A 23,780-nucleotide genomic window follows, 5' to 3' on the forward strand; every position below is an offset into this window, starting at 1 on the left:
GGAATGATTTCCGGACGCGCACAGGCGGCACCTCCCGCCTCATCGTCGAGTGCGGGGGTCGATTACTCAGAAGAGGACGCCTGTTACGCGGCCGAGCTGGGTGAAATCAGCAGGGGGCGACTGTTAACGGACGTCACAACAGATGGCGCTGCGGACACGCAGGAGGTCGACGTGGCGTCGCACGACGAGCAAGGGGTCCGCTGGCATGTCTACGACGATACCTTGGGCACGGTGGATGTCCAATGCGGGGTCCACCATCTGGACGCGGACGTGGTATCGGGAGTCGCGCGGGGAGCGGGGGCAGCCACCCGTCGAGACCCCGCCGGACGGCGGGGTCTCGACGGGTGTGGCGGGCGCCGGGGGTTCGGATCAGCCCTGGCGGGGCCAGTCCAGTGCCGACTCCCGGGGCTCGTGGACGGGCTGGTGCTGGCAGTCGCACCACGAGCCTCCCCGGCACTCGTCGTGCCGCCGCTCTTTGCAGTCCTCGCAGATCATGGCTCCATTCTCTGCCCTTTCCGGCCGGGGCATCACTCGGCTCCTCCCTCGGACCTGAGCCGCGATCGACAGGGACTTCACCGGAGCGTCGCGGCGAAACGGGCGCTCCACTCGGGTCGGGGTCCGGATCAGGGGCGTTTCAGGGAGACGCCGGATGGAGCAGGCGCCCTTTCACCTGACATGCTCGTAAATATGCGGACACTGTTGAACGTCATTTGGTTGGTCTTCGCGGGGATCTGGCTGGCGATCGGCTACGTACTCGCTGGAATCGTGTGCTGTGTCCTGATCATCACGATCCCGTTCGGCATCGCGTCGTTCCGGATCGCCGCCTACGCGCTGTGGCCCTTCGGCAGGACCGTGGTGCGCGACCCCGACGCGGGCGCGCTGTCGACCATCGGCAACGTGATCTGGTTCGTCGTGGCCGGCGTCTGGCTCGCGATCGGGCACCTGCTGACCTCGATCCCGCTCTTCCTGTCGATCATCGGCATCCCGATGGGCCTGGCCAACCTGAAGCTGATCCCGGTCTCCCTGCTGCCGCTGGGAGCGCGCATCGTCGACGTCGACGACGCCGAGGCGTTCTACCGCAGGTAGGTTTCGCCGCGGATGCCGAGGGCAGCCCGGTGAGATTCGATCGTTGCCCGCCTGACTCGTGATCAAGAGCGGCTAGGAATACCGTTGTGTGGCATGACGTCCACTGATGCCCCGGCTCATCGGCCCGGGCCCGAGCGGCGCCCCCCGCGCGGGCCCGGGGTGCGGTTGCGCGCCGGCGTCGCCTGGTTGCGCAGGGACGTCTGGGGCAGGCTGCGGGCGCTGCTCTCGTGGATCCGCGGCACCGACGTGTGGACCCTGATCGTCGCGACCACGAACGCGGGCGTCACCTACCGCGTCACCGGCCTGGCGGGTGAGGCGGCCTTCTTCGCGTTGCTGTCGCTGCCGCCGTTCATGCTCGGCCTGATCGGCATGCTCGGCCAGCTGACCCGCGTGTTCGGCCCCGAGACGGTCAAGAACGTCAGCGACTGGATCGACGAGCAGGCCCACCTGCTGTTCACCGACAACGCCGTGGACACCGTCGTCACCCCCCTCATCGAGGACGTGCTGAAACCCGAGAACCAGGTCTCGCTGATCTCCCTGGGCTTTCTGCTCGCGCTCTGGTCGGGCTCGCGGGCGCTGTTCGTCTACGTCGACCTGATCTCGGTCGCCTACGGCCTCGGCGAGGAGCGCGGCATCATCCGCACCCGCCTGATGTCCTTCGGGTTCTACCTGGCGGGTCTGCTGATCGGCCTCGTGGTGATGCCGGTGCTCGTCCTCGGCCCGGCCGCGCTGCGCGGGGCCCTGCCGGCCGACTACACCGTGCTGGTCGACATCCTCTACTGGCCGGTGGTGGTCATCGGCTCGGTGATCTTCCTCACCCTGCTCTACCACGTGAGCGTGCCCGTGCGCACGCGCTGGTGGCGCGAGCTTCCGGGAGCGATGCTCGCCCTCGTCATCTGGATCGCCTGCGCCGCCGTGCTGCGCGCGGTCCTCGCCGCCTGGTTCTCGCCCGTCTCCATCTACGGCTCGCTCGCCGCTCCCATCGCCGTGCTCTTGTGGCTCTACATCACCGCGCTGGCCGTGCTCATCGGCGCCACGCTCAACGCCGAGGTCGACCGGCTCTGGCCTGTCGAGGGCGCAGGTCGCGCCGGGCGTGCGGCTTAGTCCGCTATCGTCTAAGCCGCGACTGGCGCATAAGGTGGGAGAGACCACCGGGGAGCGAAAGGGCGAGGAGGCCGAGCGCCTGGGTCTTCGCGCGATGTCGACGACGACAGGGGAGTGAAGGCGCATGAGCGCTCTTTCCAGCGTGGATCCGCAGATCGCCGAGCTCATCAAGGCCGAGGAGCGGCGGCAGTCCGACACCGTCAAGTTGATCGCCTCGGAGAACTACGTCTCCAAGGCCGTCCTCGAGGCCACCGGCACCGTCCTGACCAACAAGTACTCCGAGGGCTACGCCGGCAAGCGTTACTACGAGGGCCAGCAGGTCATCGACCAGATCGAGACCCTCGCCATCGACAGGGCCAAGGCCCTGTTCGGCGTGAACCACGCCAATGTGCAGCCCTACTCGGGCTCGCCCGCCAACCTCGCCATCTACCTGGCCTTCCTGAAGCCGGGCGAGACCGTGATGGGCATGGGCCTGCCGTTCGGCGGCCACCTGACCCACGGCTGGTCGGTCTCGGCCACCGGCAAGTGGTTCAACCCGGTCCGCTACGGCGTGCGGCAGGACACCGGCCGCGTCGACATGGACGAGGTGCGCGAGATCGCCCTGCGCGAGCGCCCCAAGCTGATCTTCTGCGGTGGCACCGCGGTCCCGCGCACGATCGACTTCCCGGCCTTCGCCGAGATCGCCCGAGAGGTCGGGGCGGTGCTCGCCGCCGACATCGCGCACATCGCGGGCCTGGTGGCCGGTGGCGCACACCCGTCGCCCGTGGGCCACGCGGACGTCATCTCCACCACCACCCACAAGACCCTGCGCGGTCCCCGGGGCGCCATGCTCATGGCCACCTCCGACGAGCACGCCACCGCACTCAACAAGGCCGTCTTCCCCGGCCTGCAGGGCGGCCCGCACAACCACACCACCGCGGCCATCGCGGTGGCGCTCAAGGAGGCGTCGACCGACGAGTTCAGGGACTACGCCCGCCAGGTGGTCATGAACGCGCAGGCGCTGGCCGAGGAGCTCCTGGCCCGGGGCTTCGACCTGGTCTCCGGCGGCACCGACAACCACCTCATCCTCTTTGACCTCACCCCCAAGGGCATCGGCGGCAAGCCCGCCGCCCAGGCCCTCGACAAGGCCGGGCTGGAGACCAACTACAACAGCGTGCCCTTCGACACGCGCAAGCCGTTCGACCCCTCGGGCATCCGCATCGGCACCGCGGGCGTGACCAGCCGGGGCATGGGCGTCGCCGAGATGCGGCAGATCGGCGCCTGGATCGACCAGGTCGTCACCGCCCTGGCCAAGGACGAGGACGAGGCCAAGCACGTCATCACCCGGGTCCACGGAGAGGTCAGGGAGCTCACCTCCCACTTCCCCGCCCCCGGTCTGTGATCTCCTCCCCGGAGGGCGGGCCGCGATCGGGGTGATTCTCCACTCCGATCGCGGCCCCGCCCTCCGGGGGATCTCCACCGGTTCGCGGCGCACCGGGCGACGTCCGGGCCGGGTGGAGCCCTCCGGGCTCGGCCCGGGGGATCCCGGGGCACCCCGGGAAACACGGCAAAAATGTGTTTGCGCCGGACGGGAGGCACTGCGCTAAGGTTCTCCCGAAGAAGCCGTTCGAGAAACGCGCGGCCACGAGGCGACAGGAGGTGGGAAGCATGCGGGTTGTTCTGGTGAGCCTGCCGTCCATCAACCTCCGGGTGCCCGCCTAGCCGATTCGCGACGAGGCACCCGGCCTTCCACAAGGGTGCTTACGTTGTCTTCGCCGATCATCTCTTCTTCATCCGTTCTCACCTCGCTCGGCTGGAACGACTCTCTCGCCGCCGAGCTTCCCGCAGGCCTCATCCCCGCCCGGGTGTCCCGCGTCGATCGCGGTGCCGCCGAGGTGCTGACGGCCTCCGGTCATCTCCGGGCCCACTACGGCGCCAGGGTGCGGCGCGACGCCGCCGCCGACCCCGTGGCCCTGCCCTGCGTCGGTGACTGGGCCGGGCTCCGCCGCCTGGCCGAGGGCCGTTTCGAGCTGGAGGCGCTTCTGCCCCGGCGCACCGCGTTCGTGCGCGGCGGCGTCGCCAGGGTCTCCAGGGGCGGGCTCTCCGGCGACTCCCAGGGCCAGGTGCTCGCCGCCAACGTCGACGTCGTCTTCGTCGCGGAACCCGCCCTGCACGCCACCGACACCGCCGACCTGGGCAGGATCGAGCGGCTGCTCGCGCTCGCCTGGGAGAGCGGGGGGCGTCCCGTGGTGCTCGTCACCAAGTCCGACCTGATCGGCGAGGGCCTCGGCTTCCTGATGGAAGAGGTCGCCTCGGCGGCGCCGGGTGTGGACGTGCACCCGGTCTGCTCCGTCACGGGCGAGGGCGTCGACATCGTCCGCGGCTATCTCGAGGGCACGCGCACCGCGGTGGTGCTGGGCGCCTCGGGGGCGGGCAAGTCGACGCTCGTCAACGCTCTGGCGGGGGAGGGGGTGATGGAGACCCAGCAGGTCAGGGCCAGCGACGGCCGGGGCCGTCACACCACCGTGCACCGCGAGCTGATCCCGCTCGCGGGGGGCGGGCTCATCATCGACACGCCGGGTATCCGCCGCATCGGCCTGTACGACATGGGCGAGGGCGTGGACATGGTCTTCTCGGACCTGGAGGAGCTCGCCGCGCGGTGCAGGTTCGGCGACTGCCGCCACGACAGCGAGCCGGGCTGCGCCGTGATCGCCGCGATCGAGGACGGCACGCTCGCCGAGCGGCGGCTGGAAAGCTGGAACAAGCTTCAGCGGGAGGCCGCGTGGATGGCGTCCAGGACTGACGCGCGGCTCCGCAAGGAGCTCCAGGGCAGATGGAAGAGCATCACCAAGGAGATGCGGAAGGCGGGCCGCAACAGGCCCTGAAACGCGAAAAGGGCCCTGAAGGGAACCGATGGGCCCTGGTGAGAAGTGGAAGCGCGGGGGAAACCCGCCGTGCGGTCGCCCGTTCCGGGGGGCCGCACGCGCGGGGCCCGACGCGACAACGTGTGATCTCGCAGGGGGTTCGCGAGATCACACGTGCGGGGGAAGCCGGGTGGAGGTACTGCTCAGGCGACGGCACTGATGCCGGCGCTGGCGGCGCGGCGCATACGACGGCGACGCTCGGAGGCGCGCTCGTCCTCGTTCAGACCGCCCCAGGTGCCGTACTTCTCCGGACGGGAGAGCGCGTAGTCCAGGCACTCGGCGCGAACAGGGCACTGGGCACAGATCGCCTTGGCCTTACGCTCGCGGATGTCACGCTCGGGCTGACGCTCGCCGTCGGGACCGAAGAAGAGCACGAGGTCCTCGCCCCGGCACGCGGCGTCATCCTGCCAGCCCCAGCTGGGCCGAGGCCGGGCGGTCTGCCGACGTACCTGAGACATGAGAAAACCACCTTATAGTGAGAGGGTATTTCTGGTTGATGCCGCATTGGACGCTTGTGACGTCCCTGAGGACAACGCCTGGATTGGCCGTGATGTTCCCTCAGGTCAGGTCAGCGCGGACGTGGCGTACCGCACAGGGGCTACCCTGTCCAGCGTGACCAGCCGGTAGGTAGTGATCGTATCGGCGCAAGCCGTACCGCATGGCGTTGTCAGCGTCATGGGTTCAACCACTACCCGAAAACGGGTGCCATTACCGCGCACAAATGCCTCGGTGACGGCGCCGTCCAACCTGGAGGATTCCACGGCCACTCCGCCAACCGAGAGATCACCCGTATGAACGCGGATGAAATGCTCAGCGGCCTGCAGTGGCTCAGGGATGCCTGCGCGTCCCCGGAAACGGTCGAGGATGACCTCGCCGGACCGGTACGCGTTGGCTGCCGCGATCGCAGCAGCCTGAGACATGCTGCCGTAGTAAAGCCCGTGTGGCAAGCACACGAGGTTGGCGGCGTATCGATCGCCGCCAACATGTGATGTTTCCCATACTGTGTCCGGCAATGTTTTTGCCAAGGACCGAGCGAGGGGTAGTCCAATGCGGGCGCAGCACGCGTTGCGCTTGGCATGCGTGCAGACCAGAAAAACCGGCTCACTCACAAGTATGCAGGACTCCGGGACCACTCCGGCCACCACGTTGTCAAGGTTAAGATCGTCCGGATCTGCGATGACGCCTTCGGCGATCCACGGTTCGGCCGATCCGGAGTCGGCGACCATGACGTGAATGCCGGTTTCCACGAGGTTTCTGCGTCCCGGGCGGCGGATCAGCTGGGGGCGGATGCCGAGGCGGGTGGCCCGTTTGACAAGAGTGTGAACTTCCTTGGGAAGATCGCAGTCTTCCAGGTGGGAGGCCCAGGGGCCGGGGTGCTCGATGAGAAGCCAGAAGCGGGCTCCGACGGTCGCGCTGGCGTGAAGTGGCAGCTCACCGGTGTGACAGCCCGGAGGGTGGGTGCACCCCTTGGCGGCTCTGACCGCTCTGTCCGCCCTGCCCACGACGCTCCCCGTGCTCACGCTCTCTCCTCGCTCTGACTTAGGTAAGACTAACCTAATGGTGAGAGAGGGGTGGCGAGGAGCGAAACGATCACAGCTGGGTGAAGGCGCGTGCGTCGGCGGCCTTCCGGCTCCGGCGGGCAGACGTCAGTAGGCCAGTGCGGCACGCGCCATGGGGAGGGCCGCGTCGCGGTCCCGCAGGACGAGGCCGACCCTGGTGCGCCGGTCCAGGAGGTCGTCCACGTCCAGGGCGCCCTCGTGCCTGACGCCCCAGACGAGCTCGGCCCCGGTGACCCCGGTCGGCCCGGGCTCGGCCAGCCAGGGGTCCTCCGCCATCAGGGACCGTACGGCGGCCGCCTCACTCCCGTACCGCTCAAGCAGCCGGTCCGCCTCCCGGCCCTCGCGCCCGTCGCCGTTCGCGTCCTTCCCCGGGTGCGCGCCGGCCCCGACGAGGGGAAGGTCCGCCGTGCGGCTCGGTCCCGCGTCGAGCCCGCCCAGCGACACGGCCCGGTCGATCGCGTCCTCGGCCATCCGCCGGTAGGTGGTGAGTTTGCCGCCCACGATCGTCATCAGCCCGTCCGGCGTGCTCAGCAGCGTGTGCCTTCTGGACAGGTCGGCGCTGCGGCCGCCGCCGGCGCCGGCGAGCAGTGGGCGCAGTCCCGCGTAGGTCCCGGCGACGTCCTCGCGCCGGATCGGCTCCTCCAGCACGGAGTTCAGGATGGACAGCAGGAAGGTCACGTCATCCTCCGGCGCCTGCGGTACGTCGGGGACGGGGCCGTCCACCGCCTCGTCGGTGAGCCCGACGTAGACCCGCCCGTCGGGCTGGGGAAGAACGAGGACGAAACGGTTGCTCTCCCCGGGAACCGGTACGTGCAGCCCCGCGGCCAGGCCGGGCAGCGTCTCCGGTCGCAGGACCAGGTGGGTGCCGCGCGAAGGGCTCAGCCGGATGCCCGGGTGCAGTCCGGCGGCCCAGACGCCGGTGGCGTTGACCACCGTCCTGGCCCGGATGGTGAAGATGTCCCCGTCGAGTTCGTCGCGGACCAGCGCGCCGTCGCCCGACAGCTCCAGCGCACGGCAGCGCGTCAGTATCCTCGCCCCGTGGGCCGCAGCGGTCCTGGCCACGGCGATCACCAGGCGGGCGTCGTCGGTCAGGCGCCCGTCCCATGACAGCAGGGCGCCGCGCAGCCCGCGCGAGTCCAGCGGCGAGGCGAGGGCGAGAGCCTGCGCGGCGGAGATCCGTGAGGGGCCGGGCAGGAGGTGGCTGGGCGTGCGTGCCGCGACCCGCAGCCCTTCGCCGAGGCGGTATCCGGTCATCAGCAGCGCCGCGTGGCGGCGGGAGACCTCGGGGACGAGCGGCAGCAGGTAGGGATGGGCGCTGACCAGGTGCGGCGCGGTGCGCCCGAGCAGGTGGCCGCGCTCCACCGCGCTCTCGTACGCCACCCCGACCTGCCCTTTGGCCAGGTAGCGGAGCCCGCCGTGGATCATCTTGGAACTCCACCTGGAGGTCCCGAAGGCGATGTCGTGGGCGTCGATCGCGGCGACGGAGAGGCCGCGGGAGGCCGCGTCGAGCGCCGCCCCGGCGCCGGTCGCGCCCAGCCCCACCACCAGCACGTCCACCACGAGGTCGCGCACCTCGGCCAGCTCGCGTGCGCGGCGGGCGGCGTTGAGAGAGGAGTTCACGGTCGCAGGTACCTTTCCAGGAGCGTGGCGAGCTCGGCGTCCAGGTCGTCCAGGCTGACCGGGGCGTCCGTGCCGCCCGGGCCACCTGGGCCGTTCGGGCCGACCGTGCCGTCCGGGGTGTCGGGGCCGGCCGGGTCGAGCATGGTCGGGCCGGAGAGAAGGAACGACTGGGCGGTGAGCAGCACCGCCCTGGCCATCCTCGCCGGGTCACCGCGCCGCACGGTGCCCCCCTCCTGGCCTCGGACGATCGCCGCCTCGACGAGCGCGAGCATGGCCTCGTGGCTCGCCCCCCTGCGGTCCAGCAGGTAGGGCAGGAGCAGCTCCGGGTCCACCTCGACGATCTTTCGCCAGAGCGGATGGTCGCGCAGTGCCCGTACCGCCGCCACCGCGGAGGTGACCGGGTCCCCGGTCGCGAACCGGTCCGCGACGCTCACCCACTCGCGGGTCATCAGGTCGGCGACGAGGGTCCGCATGTCGGGCCAGCGGCGGTAGATCGTCATGCGGGAGAGCCCTGCCCTGCGTGCCACGTCGGTGAGCGTGGCACGCCGCACCCCCACCGCGAGGACCACCTCGCGGGCGGCGTCCAGCACCTGGCCGCCGCTCTCCGCGTCCGCATTGTGACGAATAGACGTCATGTGTCACAGTGTAAGGGTGGAAAATCCGACGAGTGCCACCGAGCCCATGCTCTGGTCCGGCTGGGGTGATCCCGGCAAGGCCGCCGACCTGCCGGAACCGGTGAGAAAACTGCTCCACGACGTGCTGGGCGTGAGCCCGCGTCCAGAGCGGGCCGCCGGGCTCGGCGAGGTGCGGTTGCCCGCCGTGACCCTCTCGTCGCCCGTGCGGGCGGAACTGTGCGGCGTGGTCGGCGCCGATCACGTGCGCTCCGACGACGAGGCCCGCGTCCGGCACACCCGCGGCAAGTCCACCCCCGACCTGATGCGTATGCGCGCCGGAGACGGTTCCGACGCGCCCGACGCGGTGGTGCTGCCCGGTTCGCACCGCGAGGTGCTGGAGGTGCTCGCCGTCTGCGCCGCCCACCGGATCGCCGTGGTCCCCTTCGGGGGCGGAACCTCCGTGGTCGGCGGCCTGGTCGCGAGCAGGCAGGGCTTCGCCGGTGTCGTCGCGCTGGACCTGGTCCGCCTGGACCGGCTGATCGCCGTCGACGCCGAGTCGATGGTCGCGGAGATGGAGCCAGGGCTCCGGGCACCTAGGGCCGAGCGGCTTCTGGCCGGGCACGGGTTCACCCTAGGTCACTTTCCGCAGTCGTTCGAGTACGCCACGCTGGGAGGCTTCGCCGCCGCCCGTTCCAGCGGGCAGGCCTCGGCCGGGTACGGGCGTTTCGACGACATGGTGGTCGGCATGACCGTGGCCACTCCGCGCGGGACCCTTGAGCTGGGCCGGGCGCCCAAGTCGGCGGCCGGGCCCGACCTGCGCCAGGTGATCCTGGGCTCGGAGGGGGCCTTCGGCGTGATCACCTCCCTGAGGCTCCGCGTCCGGCCCGTGCCCGAGGAACGGGTCTACGAGGGGTGGCGGTTCGCGTCGTTCACGGAGGGGTCGGCCGCGCTGCGACACCTCGTCCAGCAGGGCGTCGTGCCCACCGTGCTGCGCCTGTCCGACGAGACCGAGACGATGGTGGGCCTGGCACGCCCCGGCGAGATAGGCGCCTCGCCGACCGGTGCGGGCTGTCTGGCGATCGCCGGATACGAGGGCTTCTCCGAGGTGCCCGCCCTGCGCGAGCGGGTCGCCGCCGTGCTGTCCGGGCTCGGAGGCGTTCCTCTCGGCACGGATCCGGGGGAGTCGTGGGTTCACGGACGCTACTCGGCGCCCTATCTGCGCGACTCGCTGCTCGCCGCCGGCGCGACCGTCGAGACCCTGGAGACGGCCGGGTTCTGGTCCAACCTGCCTCGCCTCTACGACGCCGTACGGCTCTCGCTGCACGCCTCGCTCGGCTCGCCGCTGGTCATGTGCCACATCTCCCACGTGTACGGCACCGGCGCCTCCCTGTACTTCACGGTCGTCACGGCGCAGGGCGACGACCCCGTCGGGCAGTGGCGAGAGGCCAAGCGGTCGGTCAACGAGGCGATCGTCGCGGCCGGGGGCACCGTCTCGCACCACCACGGGGTCGGTCGCGACCATCGGGAGGCCTACGCGACCGAGATCGGCGACCTGGGTGTGGAGATCCTGCGCGGGATCAAGGGCAGGCTCGACCCCGAGGGCATCCTCAACCCCGGCGTTCTCGTCCCGCCGGGCGGGTGAGGGACACGGCTTCGAGATCGGCCGCCTTTCCCGAGAGGTGTGCGGCTTTTTAAGATCATTGCCAAGATATGGGCCATGGTTGACATAAGACAGGCGGCGGAGCGCGGGCGTGAGGTCTCCTCCCGGGTGTCGAAGGAGGGGGCGGGCTGGTCCTGCGCCCAGACGGGCACCTTCAAGGACCTGCTGCCCAGTAAGGAGACCTTCTCCTGGCTGAACCCGCGCACCATCTGGCGGTCGCGGAACGAGGTCCTCGCGATCCTGTTCGGAGACCCCTCGGGGCAGGTGAGGGCGCGCTGGGTGGGCTCGCAGCGGGACCGGGGCGTCGACCCCTCCTTCCGCATCCCGATGGACGTCGGCTCCGGGTTCTCCTTCCTTGTCCTCGGCGACACGGGGGAGGGCGACGCCTCGCAGTACGCCGTGGTGCCGGGCATGCTCAAAGTCGGTGAGGACACCGCGTTCGCGGTTGTCGCCAGCGACGTGATCTACCCCACCGGCTCGGGCAACGAGTACGAGGACAAGTTCTTCCGCCCGTACCAGGACTATCGAGCGCCGATCTACGCGATCCCCGGCAACCACGACTGGTACGACGGGCTCGGTGGTTTCATGCGCGTCTTCTGCGAGGCCCCCGCCCTGGAGGCCGAGAACGAGGGGTTCAAGCTGTCGCCCTCGGGATTGCGCGGTCTGCTCTGGCGCAAGCCGGAGAAGATCGACGAGGCCCGGCTGGCGAGGGCGCGCGAGCTGCGGGCGAAGCCGGAGCAGCGGGCCGTGCAGCCCGCCCCCTACTGGGCGATGGAGACCCCGGGGCTGCTCATCGTCGGGGTGGACACCGGTATCTGCGGCGACATCGACTCCGAGCAGGCCACCTGGCTGCGCGAGGTCTCCCGCGATCCCCGGCCCAAGGTGCTGATCACCGGAAAGCCCATCTACAGCCGTAACGACTACAAACCGTCGAAGCTGGCCGGCGGCGGAACCATCGACGACATCGTCACCGACCCCGCGCACAACTACGTCGCGGCGATAGGCGGCGACGTGCACAACTACCAGCGCTTCCCGGTCAAGGTCGGGGACCGGACCATCCAGTATCTCGTGGCGGGCGGATCAGGGGCCTTCATGCACGCCACCCACACCATCCCGAGGGTCACCGTGGGCGGCGTGCACGAGGACGACTACCGCTGCTACCCGCTGCGCGGTGACTCGCTCTCGTTCTACAGCGGGCTCTACAGTGACCGGCTGCGCATGCGGTGGCTCTACCTCACGCCCGACGAGAGCGCGGCGCTGATGTCCCGGCGGATCGGCAACACCCCGGTGAGGGACATCCCGGCCGTGCCGATCACCCGGCGGATGCGGTGGGTCGCCAGGATCCTCGGCGGCTGGCCGATGCCGCTGCGGCTCCCGGTGGGCAGGACGTTCCACCGCTACCTGTCGGAGCTGTCCGACTGGGACACCCCGCCGTTCTTCAAGAGCTTCCTGCACGTCTCGGTCACCTCGGAGGCCCTCACGATCCGCTGCTTCGCCGCCACCGGCTGCCTGCGGCAGGAGATCGAGCCCCCGGTCGAGGACGAGATCGTCATACCGCTCGTCTGATCGAGAATGTCGTACCGGCGTGGCAGGGTGGGCGTATGCACGTGTCGGTCGCGGCGGCTCCCGGGGGTGGGGGTGTGCTGCGTGTGGACGGCGAGCCCGCCGGGGCCGTCGCCGATCTGGCCTCGGCCGTCCGCGAGCTGGAGGCCCGGGGGCCGCGCTGGGTCTGGGCCGACACGCGGGAGGTCTACCCCGCCCTGCTCGCCGCGGGGGTGCGGCTCGCGCGCTGCCATGACCTCGCGCTGACCGAGGGCCTGCTCCTCGCCCACGAAGGGCGGTTCGGCGAGCCGAGGTCGGCCCCCGCGGCCTACGCCCGGCTGCACGGCCTGCCCGTGCCCGACGATCCGCACGGCCCCCAGGCACGGCAGGCCACGCTTTTCGAGGAGGAGGCGTCCCCGCCGGACGCGGACCTGGTCGCGGAGGTCTACGCCGACCAGTTGCGGCGCGTGGAGGCGACCGCCGACCCCGGGCGCTTCCGGCTCCTGGTCGCCGCGGAGTCGGCCGGGGCGCTGGTCGCCGCGGAGATGGCGAGGGAGGGCATGCCCTGGCGCCGGGACGTGCACGACGAGCTGCTGACCGGCCTGCTCGGCCCGCGTCCTGTGCACGGCATGCGGCCCGCCAAGCTCCAGGCCCTGGCCGACGAGGTGGCGGCGGCGTTCGGCACGCCGTTCAACCCCGACTCCCCGCAGCAGATCGTGAGGGCGTTCAAGGCGGCGGGCGTGCCCGTCGCCTCCACCAGGGCCCACGACATCAAGCAGGTCGAGCACCCGGGCGTCGCGCCCCTGCTCGCCTACAAGGAGATGGCCAGGTTCTACAGCTTCCACGGTTGGGCCTGGGCCGACCAGTGGGTGCGCGACCACCGTTTCCGGCCCGAATACGTGGTGGGCGGCGTGGTGACGGGCCGGTGGGCGACCAACGGTGGCGGGGCCCTGCAGATCCACAAGCTGATGCGCAAGGTCATCGTGGCCGACGACGGCTGGACGCTCGTCGTCGCCGACGCGGCCCAGCTGGAGCCGCGTGTGCTGGCCGCGATGGCGGGGGACGTCGGCCTCGCGAGGGCGGCCGGGCAGATAGACCTCTATCAGGCGCTGGCGCAGGCGTTCGGCGGCGAGCGCGACAACGCCAAGATCGCGATGCTGTCGGCGATGTACGGAGGCACCAGCGGAGACGCGCCCAAGCTGCTGGCCGTGATGCGCCGGCGCTTTCCCCGCGCCTACCAGTTCGTGGAGGACGCCGCCAGGGCGGGGGAGGAGGGCAAGGTGGTCCGCTCCTGGCTGGGCCGCACCTCGCCCCCGCCCTCCGCCCGCTGGCGGGAGCTGGTCTCCGGCCCCGAGGGAGGCCGCGCGGCTCGCGACCGTGGCCGGTTCACCCGCAACTTCGTCGTCCAGGCGACCGCGGCCGAGTGGGCTCTCGTGCTGATGGCCGTGCTGCGCGGCCTGCTTCCCGCCCCGGCCAGACTGGTGTTCTTCCAGCACGACGAGGTGATGGTGCACTGCCCGGCCGAGCAGGCGGAGGAGGTCGTCGCGGCGGTCGGCAAGGCCGCGGAGGAGGCGACCCGGTTGTTGTTCGGATCGACCCCGGTGCGCTTCCCCATGCTGGCCGTCCCGGTCAGGTGTTACGCCGACGCCAAGTGACGCCCGGTGGGGCCGGGCGTCTTTGGCGGTTTCGGACACTCCCGGGCGCCGGTTGAGCGGATCGGGTGAGGGCGGTCGTGGCTCAGGCGCGGGTGAGGGCGAGCCAGGCGCCGGTGACCGTCACCATGACCGCGACCGCCGCGCCGAGCACGCCGTACGACAGACCACCGACGATCAGACCGGCGATCACGGTGCCGGCCGCGCCGCAGACGTTCATCAGCAGGTCGGAGAGGCCCTGCACGGGGGTGCGGTGTTCCAGCGGCACGGCCTCGCTGAGCATCGCCGAGCCGGAGATCAGCCCGAACGACCAGCCGAGGCCGAGCAGGAGAAGTCCGACGGCCACCTGCGTGACGTCGTGCGTCCCGGCCCCGCCCGCGAGGACGGCCGCGGCCAGCAGCAGACCCATTCCCGCTACCAGCACCGTTGTCCTGCCCACCCGGTCGGCGAGCCAGCCGACCACGGGCGACAGGACGTACATCCCCGCGATGTGCAGACTGATCACGATCCCGATGACCGTGTACGTCGAACCGCCGTGGTCGAGGTGGACCGGGGTCATGGACATGATCGAGACCATCGCGGTGTGGCTCACCGCGATCGCGACCAGCGCGCGTGCCGCCACGGGTGTCCCGCGCAGCACCCGCCAGGCGGTGCGGAACGTCCCGGCGCTCTTCTCCGAGGGGGCGGGTCCGGGCGCGGGGACGTCGGAGTCGGGGGACGTGTCGGAAGACGCGTTGGAAGACGCGTTGGAAGACGCGGAGCGGGCCAGGAGCAGGGGGTCGGGACGCAGGGCGACCACGATGATGCCGAGGGCGATCGCGAAGCTCACCAGGGCGACGGCGAACGGGCCGCTGCCCGACGGCATCCCGAGCCCGGTGCTGAATCGCTCGGCCGGTTCCGCCAGGTTCGGCCCGGCGACCGACCCGACGGTGGTGGCCCACACCACCAGCGAGAGGTGCCTGGCCGAGTGCCCCGGCGGGGACAGATCGGTCGCGGCGTAGCGCGAGGCGAGGTTGCCCGCGCTGGCCGCGCCGAACAGCACCAGCCCGGCGAGCAGCAGCGGCCAGGAGCCCAGGGCGACCGCGAGCAGCGAGACCAGGCAGCCGAGCAGGGCGCAGCCGTAGGCCAGGGTGAGCCCGGCGCGCCTGCCACTCCTCCCGGACGATTTCGCGGTGGGCAGCGCGAGCAGCGCCGCACCCAGCACGGTCGCGGTGCCGGCCAGCCCGCTGAGCGCCGTGGAGCCGGAGAGCTCCCTCACGGTCACCGAGCTGAAGGTGAGCCCCACTGCGACTCCGATCCCGCCGCTGATCTGGGCGGCGGACAGGACGGTGAGCGTCCGCCGCTGTACGGCGGTGACTCGCGTCTTCCTGCCGGGGGAGGCGCCGGGGGGCGTGGTGTTCGTGGGGTTCGCGGTCACGAGCGAAGTCTGCCATCACTCATGACCGAGCCACGAGACCTTTTCGGGAGCGGCACGGTGGACGGCGGGCGCGACCTGGACATGGCGGGACGGCGGTGCGGGGTGAAGGACGACGGGACGGGGTTCGGCCGATGAGGCATGTGATGAGACGAAGGAGCACGGACGGCGGGAGGGATCGGTGGTGAGGTGAAGGATGGTGGACGGCGGGAAGGCCGGGGGTGACGGCCGGTCGCCGGGATCAGCTGACCGAGCTGAAGGTGGCGAAGAACGTCTCCAGGATGTCCGCGTTCTTCTCCCAGTCCAGGTCCTGGACCTTGAACGTGATCTGGTAGGCGGTCCGGCCGTTGAGGGCGACGTAGCGCGTCAGCCCGTGCATCGGGACACCGTTCGGCTGGACGTAGGTGTACTCCCAGTCCGCGGCCTTCCACGTACGGTAGTTCACCGCCATCACGCTGACCTCGGTGTATTCGTCCAGGCCCTTCTTGCTGGCCTTGCCCAGTGCCGTCATCGGTTCCTCGACCGGCACCTCGGTGACGACGATGGTCTGCCCGCCGCTCTTCGGCCCGGTGAAGGTGACCACTCCGCCGGAGCTCGCCTTCACCGTCCAGTCGCCGGGCACCGCGCCGGAGACGCCGGCGGCGCTCGCCAGTTTGAAGCCCTCGGGGATCTCCTCGCTCGGCCCGGTGGACGTCACCGGCGCGTCCGTGGCGGAGATCGCCGTGGACGGGATCGTGGAGACCGGGGTGTCGGAGGCGTCGCTGGGCAGGAAGACGAGCAGTCCGGCGACCACGATGGCCAGCACGCCGCCCCCGCCGAGCATGAGCAGCCGGAAGTCGGGGCCGCCCTCGCTGTTTCCCCGGGCGCGGCGCGAGGTCCCGCGCATCCCGCTCCGGCCGGGCGAGGTGACGGACCGCGAGTCCCGTACGGCGGTGCGGGAGGACGGTTCCCGCGCCGAGGGGGTGGGCCAGAGCGTCGCCTCGCGGGCCCTGGACGCCTCGCTCTGCCCGCCGTGACGCGGTGCGGACGACTGCGCGGGCGACAGTGCCGGCGACGGTGCCGACGATGCTGCGACGGGCAGATCACCGGAGAAACTGCTCAGCGGGTCGAACGGGTCTCCGTCGGGTCCGGTGGCCGGGATGCGCAGCGCGTCGTAACCGCGTTGGTGCCCGCCGGTCAGACCGGTGGCCCCGCCCGCCTGCGGGAACCCGCCCGAGCCGGACGCGGGAAAGGACAGCAGGTCCGCGCGGTGCGACCTCGGAGGGCCGGAGAGCGCGTCGCCGCCCGAGGAGTCGTTGGCGTACGGGACCCGGATCGGCCCCGAGGGCGTCTCGATGATCCGGGAGGGGGGCGGCCCCGACGGCGCGTTCAGCGGGGGCACCAGGTGGATCGGCATGGAGTCGCCCGGGATCGGCATCGACGAGGGCATGGGGCTGGGCGCGCGGTTCGGGGTGCTGGAGCCGTGGCTGCGCAGCACCCGATCGAGCAGGTCCGACACCTGCGAGGCGCTCATCCGGTCGGCGGGGTTCTTGCGGAGCAGGCCCTCGATGACGGCGATGAGGGCACCGGCCCGCTGCGGGCGGCTGGGCTCCTGGGTGAGGATCGCGCCGAGCACGGCCACCGCGTCCGGTCCCTCGTAGGGGGGTCGCCCCTCGACCGCCGCGTACAGCGTGGCGCCGAAGGACCACAGGTCGGAGGCCTGTGTGAACGGCTGGCCCGACAGCCGTTCCGGCGGGATGTAGGCGGGCGAGCCCATCATCAGGCCGGTCTGGGTGACCGTCACGTCTCCCTCGATCGCGGCGATACCGAAGTCGGTGAGCACCACCCGGTCGGAGGTGAGCAGCACGTTGCCCGGCTTGACGTCGCGGTGCATGATCCCGGCGGCGTGGGCGTGGCGGAGCGCGTCGAGCACCCGGACGCCGATCTCCGCGGCCTGGACCACGGGCAGTGGCCCGCTCTGCCGCACGGCCTGCTCCAGCGACCAGGCGCGGACCAGTTCCATCACGATCCAGGGGCGGCCGTCCTCCTCGACGACGTCGTGGACGGTGACGATGCCGGGGTGGCTGAGCCGGGCCGCCGAGCGGGCCTCGCGCAGCATCCGCCGGTGGGCTCCCTGCTTGCCCGCGTGGTCGAGGCCGTAGGGGAGGATCAACTCCTTGACCGCGACGTCCCGGTCGAGCAGGACGTCGTGCGCGTGCCACACCATGCCCATCCCGCCACGTCCGACCGGTGACACCAGGCGGTAGCGCCTGCCCACCAGCCGGCCCTGGCCCTCCGGTGTCGCGCCCGCGGAATCGCCGCCCTCAGGCCCCAGGGGGTTTCTCCCGAGCAAGCGATCGGTCATCGTTCCCCGTTCCCCAAAACCAGCCCTGTGCGGTGGACACGATATCGGGAGGGCATTTGGTTATGGAAGTTTGCATGCCGAGAAGGCGTATGACGGTATTTGTCAGGATCGGTGCTCTTCAGATCACTGATCTTGCGTCCACGCTCTGAACGTCGCCGAATGCTACCGGCGGATGGAGAAATTGTCAGCTTTACCCAATCTTAATAGACAAAAGATCAATACGTAGCCGTGTGTTCATGATCGGCGGCCTCGGCGAGTGCGGCGAGGGCCGAGGTGAAGGCCGAGGCGGGCGGGCTGACCAGCCCCGCGCCGACCTGCCCGGTTCCCGCGACCCGTCCGGCGATACCGGTGTTCACGGTGGGCAGCAGGCCGGTCCTGGCCACCAGCGTGACGTCGACGCCGACCGGCGTGCCCCGGAAGTCCAGCCCCGGGATCTGGTACGCGGGATGCTCGGCCAGGGTGATCTCGTACATGGACCGGGTGGCCGCCATCGCGTCCGACACGTTCCCGCCGACGAACCTCACGATCGCCGGGGCCGCGGCCATCGCGAAGCCGCCCAGCCCCGCCGTCTCGGTGATCGTCGAGTCGCCGATGTCGGGGTTGGCGTCCTCGGGGCCGTAGGCGCCCAGGTAGAGGCCGTCCGGCACGCCCGCGGGGCCGGTGAACCAGCGGTCGCCCAGCCCGGAGACCTGGATCCCGAAGTCCGTGCCGTTGCGGGCCATCGCGACGACCATCGTGGAGCCGGGGACGTTCCTCGCCGCGTCCGTGCTGACCTTGCACGCGGCCATGCCCGCGTTGAGGAAGAAGTGGTCGTTGCCGTTGACGAAGCGCAGGACCTCGGAGGCGTGGCCGGGCGCGGCCTCCACCACGTCGGGGGCGAGCTCACGCACCATCAACGAGGTGGCGGCGCGGTTGCGGTTGTGCAGCTCGTCGCCCATCTGCAGGGCCTGGGCGGCGAGCGACCTGAGATCGAGCGGCCCGCTCCGCTCCAGGGTGGCCTGGAGCACCGGGCCGAGCACATCCGCCATCCAGCGCAGCCGCTCCAGCACCTCGGGCCCGTACGCGCCGTAGCGCAGCACCTTGCCCAGCCCCTCGTTGAGCGAGCAGTAGGCGGTGCCGCCGTGCTCGGCGTCGCGCACCTCGAACATCCACATCGACGGGGTGACCACACCCGCCATCGGCCCGACGGTGCGGTGGTGGTGGCAGGAGTCGAACCGGGCACGTCCGGAGGCGAGCCGCTCCTCGGCCTCCTCGGGGTCGGCGGCGAGCCCTTCCAGCAGCATCGCCCCGATGAGCGCGCCCCGCATCGGTCCCGACGCCCGCTCCCACTCGATCGGCGGGCCGGCGTGCAGGAAGGTGCCCTTCGGCAGGTCGAGCACCTCGTGCGCCGGCCGTACCCCGACGAGTTGCGGCCGCGCCGTGACCAGGCGGCCCACGGCCGTCTCGTTGGCGCGGACCCTGCGCGGGTCGGCCAGCACCCTGGCCAGGTCGGCCTCGGTGCCGGGCATCGGCGGGCGCCAGTCCACCCGGACCCGCGAGACGGCCTGCGCGTCCAGCGCCTCGCCGAGCACGTCGGCCCCCACCGTGATCACTTCCGGCTCGCCGGAAAGCATGGACAGCGTCATCACTTCTCCCTGATGAACCTGAGACCCGAGCCCGGAACGGGTCTGAAGACCCGAGCCGGAAACGAGCCCGGAAACCTCCGCTTCCGAGGAGGAGGCACGAACGGCGTGAACAGTGCGAACGATCAACGAGTGTTCGCGGTGATCCCGGCGGCCACCCGCGCGGCGTACCCGGCCGCCTCGGCGTTGGACGTGAACACCGCGGCCCCCGCCGCGTTCAGTGCCCCGGCCTGCGCGGCCAGCCCCTGCGGGTCGCCTTCCGAGCCGACCAGCGCCACCACCGCGGTGACGCCTCCGGCGACGGCCTCGGCGATCGCGGGCGCGAGCCTGGCGGAGGGATCGGGATCGGAGCCGTGGCCGAGAACCACGTCGAGCAGGACGACGTCGCCGGGCGGCACCTCGGCCAGGGCCTCCAGGCGGAGCGTCGGGTCGATCATCGGATGGGCCCTGCCGACCGTGTAGGCGTCGTCGCCGAAGTCGGTGAACTCGCCGGTCCCGGCGATGAGCCTCGCCTCCACGCACAGCGTCCCGCCCGAGTAGATTCCCCGCACGTTCCTTTCCGCGCCGGGGCCACCTGCCCCGGAGGGAGACGCGGGAGACGCATCGGCTGTCCCGGGGGCGGGCCAGGAGGGCCAGGTGGGGATCGGGGCGCCGAGGGCACGCAGGGCGGCCTCGGTCACCGAGGTGAGGTCGGCCCGTCCGGGACCGAGCAGCGCGGTCACGACCGGTGTGCCGAGCCTCGCGACGGCCTCCTCGACGGCCCGCGCGACCTGGGGGGCCGGAGGCTTGGAGATCAGGACGATCAACTCGGTGGCGGGGTCGGCGTCGAGGGCCTCCAGAGCACGCAGGGTGGACAGCCCGCCCACGTCCGCGGACAGGTCGCGACCGCCCACGCCGAGCACGTGGGACACCCCCACTCCCGCGAGGTCGAGCAGGCAGGTCACCTGCTGCGCGCCCGTTCCCGAGGCCGCCACCAGCCCGACAGGACCGGGCCTCAGGACGTTCGCGAAGCCGAGGCCCGCCCCGCCGATCACAGCGGTGCCGCAGTCCGGCCCCATGACCAGCACGCCGCGCTCGGCGGCGCGCCTCTTGAGCAGAACCTCCTGCTCGACCGGCACGTTGTCACTGAAGATCATTACCGACAGTCCGGCCTCGACCGCGTCCAGCGCCTCGGCGAACGCGTGCGGGCCGGGCACCGAGACGAGGGCGAGGTCGGCCGCGTGCTCGCGGGCCGCGGCGCGGACGGTGCGCGGAGGGAGTTCGGCGGCGCCGCCTCCGACCCCGCCCGCGGACAGGGACGGGGCCGACAGCGCGGCCAGCAACCCGTCCAGTTCCGCGGACGCGGCCTCCAGGGCGTCACTCTCGCCGCGCAGCGCGATCAGTAGATCGGCGGGCCCGGCCTGGGGGAGGTCGAAACCCAGCTCGGAGGCGATCTGCAGGTTGAGTTCGGTGGCCATCGCCACCACCGCGACCTTCACGCCGGGCAGCGCGCTCGCCGTGCGGCTGACCCGCATCAGGCTCACGGAGTCGTGGTAGACCCCCGTACGCGTCCGGACCACGTCAGTACTCGCCATTGCCCCCGCCTTCCAAATCGATCACCGCCGCGAGCCCGATCCGCAGCCCCCACGCCAGATCGGCCCCGGAGGTGTGGCCCAGTTGCAGGAGGCGGTGCAGCGCCGGCTCCAGGGAGTGCCGGCCCGCCAGCCCCCGCAGCACGGCCAGTACCTCGCCGCTCGCCTCGCCCCGGGCGGCGCAGTGCAGCAGCGCCGCCGAGATGGGGGTGGTCCTGCCACGCACGTCGAAGGTGACCGCGGCGGCGAGCCAGTCGGCCAGCCACACGGCACGTCTCGCGCCCACCGCCCCGCCCAGGTGACGCAGCGCGACCAGCAACCCCGCGAGCACGTCGTCGCCGCTGGGCGTGAGCCCGGGACCCAGGCCGACCAGCTGCTCGGCGGCCGTCACGCTTTTCAGCAACGAACCCTCGGCGCACCCCTGGGCCAGCAGGCCGGCAGCGCCGTTGCCCTCCAGTCCGGGACGCCTCGGCGACCGCTCGCACAACTCCGCCATCGCGGGCAGCGAGCGGGCCAGCCGCGCCGTCTCCACGGCACCGAGCGCCGGGGCCGGGTTCCACCAGCGATGGGCCCGCAGGCTGAGCCGTCCGACGTCGATCGAGCCGTCTCCGACGGACGCCTCGTCGCCCACCGCGACGCGAGGCATCGGGTCGGTGACCACCATCGCGTTGGGCAGGCGGGTGGCCTCCCCGGTCACCACCGCGATGACCTGCGGTTCCATCTCCGTGCGTACCTCAAGGTAGACGCCTGCCGGGAAGGCCGCCAGCACCCGCGCCGGGCGGCGGGGCGCCTCCAGCACCTGGCGCAGGGCGGTACTGGCCGCGCCGGTCCCGTGCGTCCACGCGTGTACGCGCTGCGTCTTCGGCGCCCTCGGCGTCCTCTGGCGTGTTCCAACGGTCATGAGCGCTCCTCGGCAGGCCCCGTAGGTGTGAAGGTGCTCTCTCCAGCGGTTCGCTCGCTCACGGACTCCCCCATCCATTGAGCAGACGGTAGAACGGGCGTGAACGCAGGCCGTACGGAGAAAGCTGCCAACACTCCGCTCAAAGGTTGGCTCTTCCTGACAGACGGGTCCATCAGTCACAATCACCTCATGGAACCCCCCGTACGCCCGGCGAGCACCGGAACGATCATTCACGGCGTCGCCGTCGGCGAGGTCCTCGGCGTCTCGACACTCGCGGGAGCCCGGCTGATCGCGGGGGAGCGGGGGCTGGACCGTGTCGTGCAGCGCCTCAACGTGATGGAGGTGCCCGACGTCCTGGCCTGGGTCAAGCCGCACGAGCTGCTGCTCACCACCGGCTACCCGCTGCGCAACACGCCCCAGTCGCTCGGCAGGCTCGTGGCAGACCTCGACGAGCGCGGCCTGGCCGCGCTCGCCATCAAACTCGGCCGCTATCTCGACGAGTTGCCCGAGGAGATGGTGGAGCAGGCCGACCGGCTGGGATTCCCGCTCATCCAGCTTCCCGACGACGTCGGCTTCGACGACATCCTCAACCAGGTCCTCACCGACATCCTCAACCGCCAGGCCGCCGTACTGGCCAGGGCGGAGGAGGCGCACCGGGCACTGGTCCAGGTCGTGCTCGCCGGGGGAGGACTGCGCGAGGTGACGGCCGAGGTCGCCGGGCTGCTGGGCGCGGGGGTGGCCGTGCTGGACGGGACAGGGCACGTGCTGGCCGCGGCAGGGCCGGTCGAGCACGTGGCCGCGCTGCGCGAGGCCTCGAAGGGGCCCGACGGGCGCCACGCCTCGGTGCCGGTGGTGGCGGGCGGCCACCACCACGGCAGGATCGTCGCCTGCGGCCCGGTCGGGGCGATCGGTGACAGCGACGTCGGCATTCTGGAACGTGCCGCCACGGTCGCCGCGCTGGTGGTGACCCGGCAGGAGGCGGTCAACGCCGTCGAGAGCAAGTATCGCGCCGACTTCCTGCGCGACGTGCTCACCGGGAGGGCGGGAGGCTCCGAACGGGTCGCTTCCCGGGCCAGGGCCTTCGGCTGGGACCTGCAGCGCCCGGTCACCGTGCTGGTGGCCGAGCTCGACCCCGAGGGCGACGAGCGCGCCGCCCAGGACCGCCTCGTCACGTGCTGGACCGGTGCGATGCGCCGCCACGACGCACGCGGCGCGGTGGCCGGGTTCTCCCACGAGGTCGTCACCATCGTGGACGCCTCCGTCGACGCGGGCCGCCTCGCCAAGGACGCCGCCGCGGCCTTCGCCGAGTCCCTGCCCGCCACCTTCTCCACCGGCGCGAGCCGCACCGCCATCGGGGCCGAGGCGCTGCCCGAGGCGTACGGCCAGGCGCTGAAGGCCGCGCGGGTGGGCCGCCAGCTCCACGGCAACGGCGCGGTCGCGAACTTCGACCAGCTCGGCGTCTACCGGCTGCTGTCGCTGGTCAACGACACCGCCGAGCTGCACGCCTTCGTCCGCGAGACCCTCGGCCCGCTCGCCTCCGACGACGACGCGGAGAACGCCGACCTGCGCCGTACGCTGCAGGTGCTGCTGGAGACCAACCTCAACGTGGCCGAGACGGCGCGCAGGCTGCACTTCCACTACAACACGCTGCGCTACCGGATCGGCAAGCTGGAGCGCATGCTCGGCGGCTTCACCGAGGACGCCCACCTGCGCCTGAACCTCACCCTCGCCCTGCACGTCCTGCGGATGCGCGGCATCTGACGGCGGCGTCCGGCGGCGGCGTCCGGCGGGGGCATCCGACGGCGGCGCCCGGCACGGCGAGGAGGGCGCGCAGGCGGGATCTAAGCTGTTCGGCGTGAACGAGACCTTCGAGCTGGAAACCGAATACATCCCGCTGTGCGACCTGCTCAAATACTGCGGCGTCACCGAGACGGGCGGTCAGGCCAAACACTTCATCGCCGACGGCAACGTGCTGGTGGACGGCGAGGTCGAGCTCCGCAAGACCTGCAAGATCCGTGACGGCCAGGTGGTGAGCGGCGACGGCTTCGAGATCCACGTGGTCGGGAAGTGACCGCTCCGCGGTCCGCGTGGCCGGGAGGGTGACGGCTCCGGGATCCGGGCGGCCGGGAGATCGACGTGCCCCGTGGCGGGCGCCGCGGGCGGCCCTCACCGGGGCGGCGGGTGCGCG

20 protein-coding genes and 1 riboswitch are annotated in these 23,780 nt (G+C 71.5%); of the genes, 9 read left to right on the forward strand and 11 right to left on the reverse strand.

Annotation, left to right across the window (positions count from 1 at the left end):
- Window positions 1–123: 123 nt before the first annotated feature.
- Together AB0B90_RS15655 and AB0B90_RS15660 are read right to left on the reverse strand one after the other, a co-directional pair.
- Window positions 124–258: a putative leader peptide gene (locus AB0B90_RS15655; RefSeq protein ID WP_350946722.1), complete on the reverse strand. Its 135-nt coding sequence runs from the start codon at window positions 256–258 to the stop codon at window positions 124–126.
- Window positions 259–369: 111 nt separating this feature from the next.
- Complete coding sequence (locus AB0B90_RS15660; protein WP_350946723.1) at window positions 370–495, reverse strand: hypothetical protein; 126 nt, start codon at window positions 493–495, stop codon at window positions 370–372.
- A 192-nt stretch (window positions 496–687) separates the two neighbouring features.
- Between AB0B90_RS15660 and AB0B90_RS15665 the strand changes: the two genes are divergently transcribed.
- The 4 genes from AB0B90_RS15665 (at window position 688) to rsgA (ending at window position 5,054) form a co-directional block, all read left to right on the forward strand.
- Window positions 688–1,086, forward strand: coding sequence for a YccF domain-containing protein (locus tag AB0B90_RS15665; RefSeq protein ID WP_350946724.1), 399 nt, complete (start codon window positions 688–690; stop codon window positions 1,084–1,086).
- A gap of 93 nt (window positions 1,087–1,179) precedes the next feature.
- Window positions 1,180–2,190, forward strand: coding sequence for a YihY/virulence factor BrkB family protein (locus tag AB0B90_RS15670; protein WP_350946725.1), 1,011 nt, complete (start codon window positions 1,180–1,182; stop codon window positions 2,188–2,190).
- Between the two features lie 13 nt (window positions 2,191–2,203).
- Window positions 2,204–2,282, forward strand: a riboswitch (ZMP/ZTP riboswitch).
- A 32-nt stretch (window positions 2,283–2,314) separates the two neighbouring features.
- Window positions 2,315–3,571: a serine hydroxymethyltransferase gene (glyA, locus tag AB0B90_RS15675; protein ID WP_350946726.1), complete on the forward strand. Its 1,257-nt coding sequence runs from the start codon at window positions 2,315–2,317 to the stop codon at window positions 3,569–3,571.
- Between the two features lie 355 nt (window positions 3,572–3,926).
- On the forward strand, window positions 3,927–5,054 hold the full coding sequence (gene rsgA, locus AB0B90_RS15680; RefSeq protein WP_362923013.1) for a ribosome small subunit-dependent GTPase A: 1,128 nt from the start codon (window positions 3,927–3,929) through the stop codon (window positions 5,052–5,054).
- 182 nt (window positions 5,055–5,236) lie between these two features.
- Here rsgA and AB0B90_RS15685 read toward each other — a convergent pair whose 3' ends face one another.
- The 4 genes from AB0B90_RS15685 to AB0B90_RS15700 form a co-directional block, all read right to left on the reverse strand.
- Window positions 5,237–5,551, reverse strand: a complete 315-nt coding sequence (locus AB0B90_RS15685; protein ID WP_012893126.1) for a WhiB family transcriptional regulator — start codon at window positions 5,549–5,551, stop codon at window positions 5,237–5,239.
- Window positions 5,552–5,656: 105 nt separating this feature from the next.
- Window positions 5,657–6,613, reverse strand: a complete 957-nt coding sequence (locus tag AB0B90_RS15690) for a sucrase ferredoxin (protein WP_350946728.1) — start codon at window positions 6,611–6,613, stop codon at window positions 5,657–5,659.
- Window positions 6,614–6,739: 126 nt separating this feature from the next.
- Window positions 6,740–8,272, reverse strand: a complete 1,533-nt coding sequence (locus AB0B90_RS15695) for a glycerol-3-phosphate dehydrogenase/oxidase (protein ID WP_362923015.1) — start codon at window positions 8,270–8,272, stop codon at window positions 6,740–6,742.
- Window positions 8,269–8,907 carry a TetR/AcrR family transcriptional regulator gene (locus AB0B90_RS15700; RefSeq protein ID WP_362923017.1) on the reverse strand — a complete coding sequence of 213 codons (639 nt, stop codon included), beginning with the start codon at window positions 8,905–8,907 and terminating at the stop codon, window positions 8,269–8,271. The genes AB0B90_RS15695 and AB0B90_RS15700 overlap by 4 nt, the downstream gene beginning before the upstream one ends.
- A 46-nt stretch (window positions 8,908–8,953) precedes the next feature.
- Between AB0B90_RS15700 and AB0B90_RS15705 the strand changes: the two genes are divergently transcribed.
- The 3 genes from AB0B90_RS15705 to AB0B90_RS15715 all read left to right on the forward strand — a co-directional run bounded on the left by AB0B90_RS15705 (window position 8,954) and on the right by AB0B90_RS15715 (window position 13,743).
- Entirely contained in the window at window positions 8,954–10,528 is a 1,575-nt protein-coding gene (locus AB0B90_RS15705) for an FAD-binding oxidoreductase (RefSeq protein ID WP_362923160.1), read from the forward strand.
- Between the two features lie 75 nt (window positions 10,529–10,603).
- Complete coding sequence (locus AB0B90_RS15710; protein WP_362923019.1) at window positions 10,604–12,112, forward strand: metallophosphoesterase; 1,509 nt, start codon at window positions 10,604–10,606, stop codon at window positions 12,110–12,112.
- Window positions 12,113–12,147: 35 nt separating this feature from the next.
- The gene (locus tag AB0B90_RS15715; RefSeq protein WP_362923021.1) at window positions 12,148–13,743 is read left to right on the forward strand and encodes a bifunctional 3'-5' exonuclease/DNA polymerase; all 1,596 of its coding nucleotides are present in this window, start codon (window positions 12,148–12,150) and stop codon (window positions 13,741–13,743) included.
- Between the two features lie 82 nt (window positions 13,744–13,825).
- On the opposite strand, the gene AB0B90_RS15720 is transcribed toward AB0B90_RS15715, so the two are convergent.
- The 5 genes from AB0B90_RS15720 to AB0B90_RS15740 form a co-directional block, all read right to left on the reverse strand.
- Window positions 13,826–15,157 carry an MFS transporter gene (locus AB0B90_RS15720; protein ID WP_362923023.1) on the reverse strand — a complete coding sequence of 444 codons (1,332 nt, stop codon included), beginning with the start codon at window positions 15,155–15,157 and terminating at the stop codon, window positions 13,826–13,828.
- A gap of 238 nt (window positions 15,158–15,395) precedes the next feature.
- A complete protein-coding gene (locus tag AB0B90_RS15725) occupies window positions 15,396–17,498 on the reverse strand; it encodes a protein kinase (RefSeq protein WP_362923025.1) in 2,103 nt (700 codons plus the stop codon).
- A 215-nt stretch (window positions 17,499–17,713) separates the two neighbouring features.
- Window positions 17,714–19,123 (reverse strand): DUF1116 domain-containing protein, encoded by a 1,410-nt coding sequence (locus AB0B90_RS15730; RefSeq protein ID WP_350946735.1) that lies wholly within the window; start codon window positions 19,121–19,123, stop codon window positions 17,714–17,716.
- A gap of 122 nt (window positions 19,124–19,245) precedes the next feature.
- On the reverse strand, window positions 19,246–20,694 hold the full coding sequence (locus AB0B90_RS15735) for an FdrA family protein (protein WP_362923028.1): 1,449 nt from the start codon (window positions 20,692–20,694) through the stop codon (window positions 19,246–19,248).
- Window positions 20,681–21,592 carry a DUF2877 domain-containing protein gene (locus tag AB0B90_RS15740; RefSeq protein ID WP_350946737.1) on the reverse strand — a complete coding sequence of 304 codons (912 nt, stop codon included), beginning with the start codon at window positions 21,590–21,592 and terminating at the stop codon, window positions 20,681–20,683. The genes AB0B90_RS15735 and AB0B90_RS15740 overlap by 14 nt, the downstream gene beginning before the upstream one ends.
- A 189-nt stretch (window positions 21,593–21,781) precedes the next feature.
- On the opposite strand from AB0B90_RS15740, the gene AB0B90_RS15745 reads away from it, so the two are divergent.
- Together AB0B90_RS15745 and AB0B90_RS15750 are read left to right on the forward strand one after the other, a co-directional pair.
- Window positions 21,782–23,353 (forward strand): PucR family transcriptional regulator ligand-binding domain-containing protein, encoded by a 1,572-nt coding sequence (locus AB0B90_RS15745; RefSeq protein ID WP_350946738.1) that lies wholly within the window; start codon window positions 21,782–21,784, stop codon window positions 23,351–23,353.
- A 94-nt stretch (window positions 23,354–23,447) separates the two neighbouring features.
- Complete coding sequence (locus AB0B90_RS15750) at window positions 23,448–23,663, forward strand: RNA-binding S4 domain-containing protein (RefSeq protein ID WP_350946739.1); 216 nt, start codon at window positions 23,448–23,450, stop codon at window positions 23,661–23,663.
- The last annotated feature ends 117 nt before the right edge of the window (window positions 23,664–23,780 follow it).

The sequence above is a fragment of the Streptosporangium sp. NPDC049078 genome (assembly GCF_040648855.1).
In the GTDB taxonomy this organism is placed as follows: Bacteria; Actinomycetota; Actinomycetes; order Streptosporangiales; family Streptosporangiaceae; genus Streptosporangium.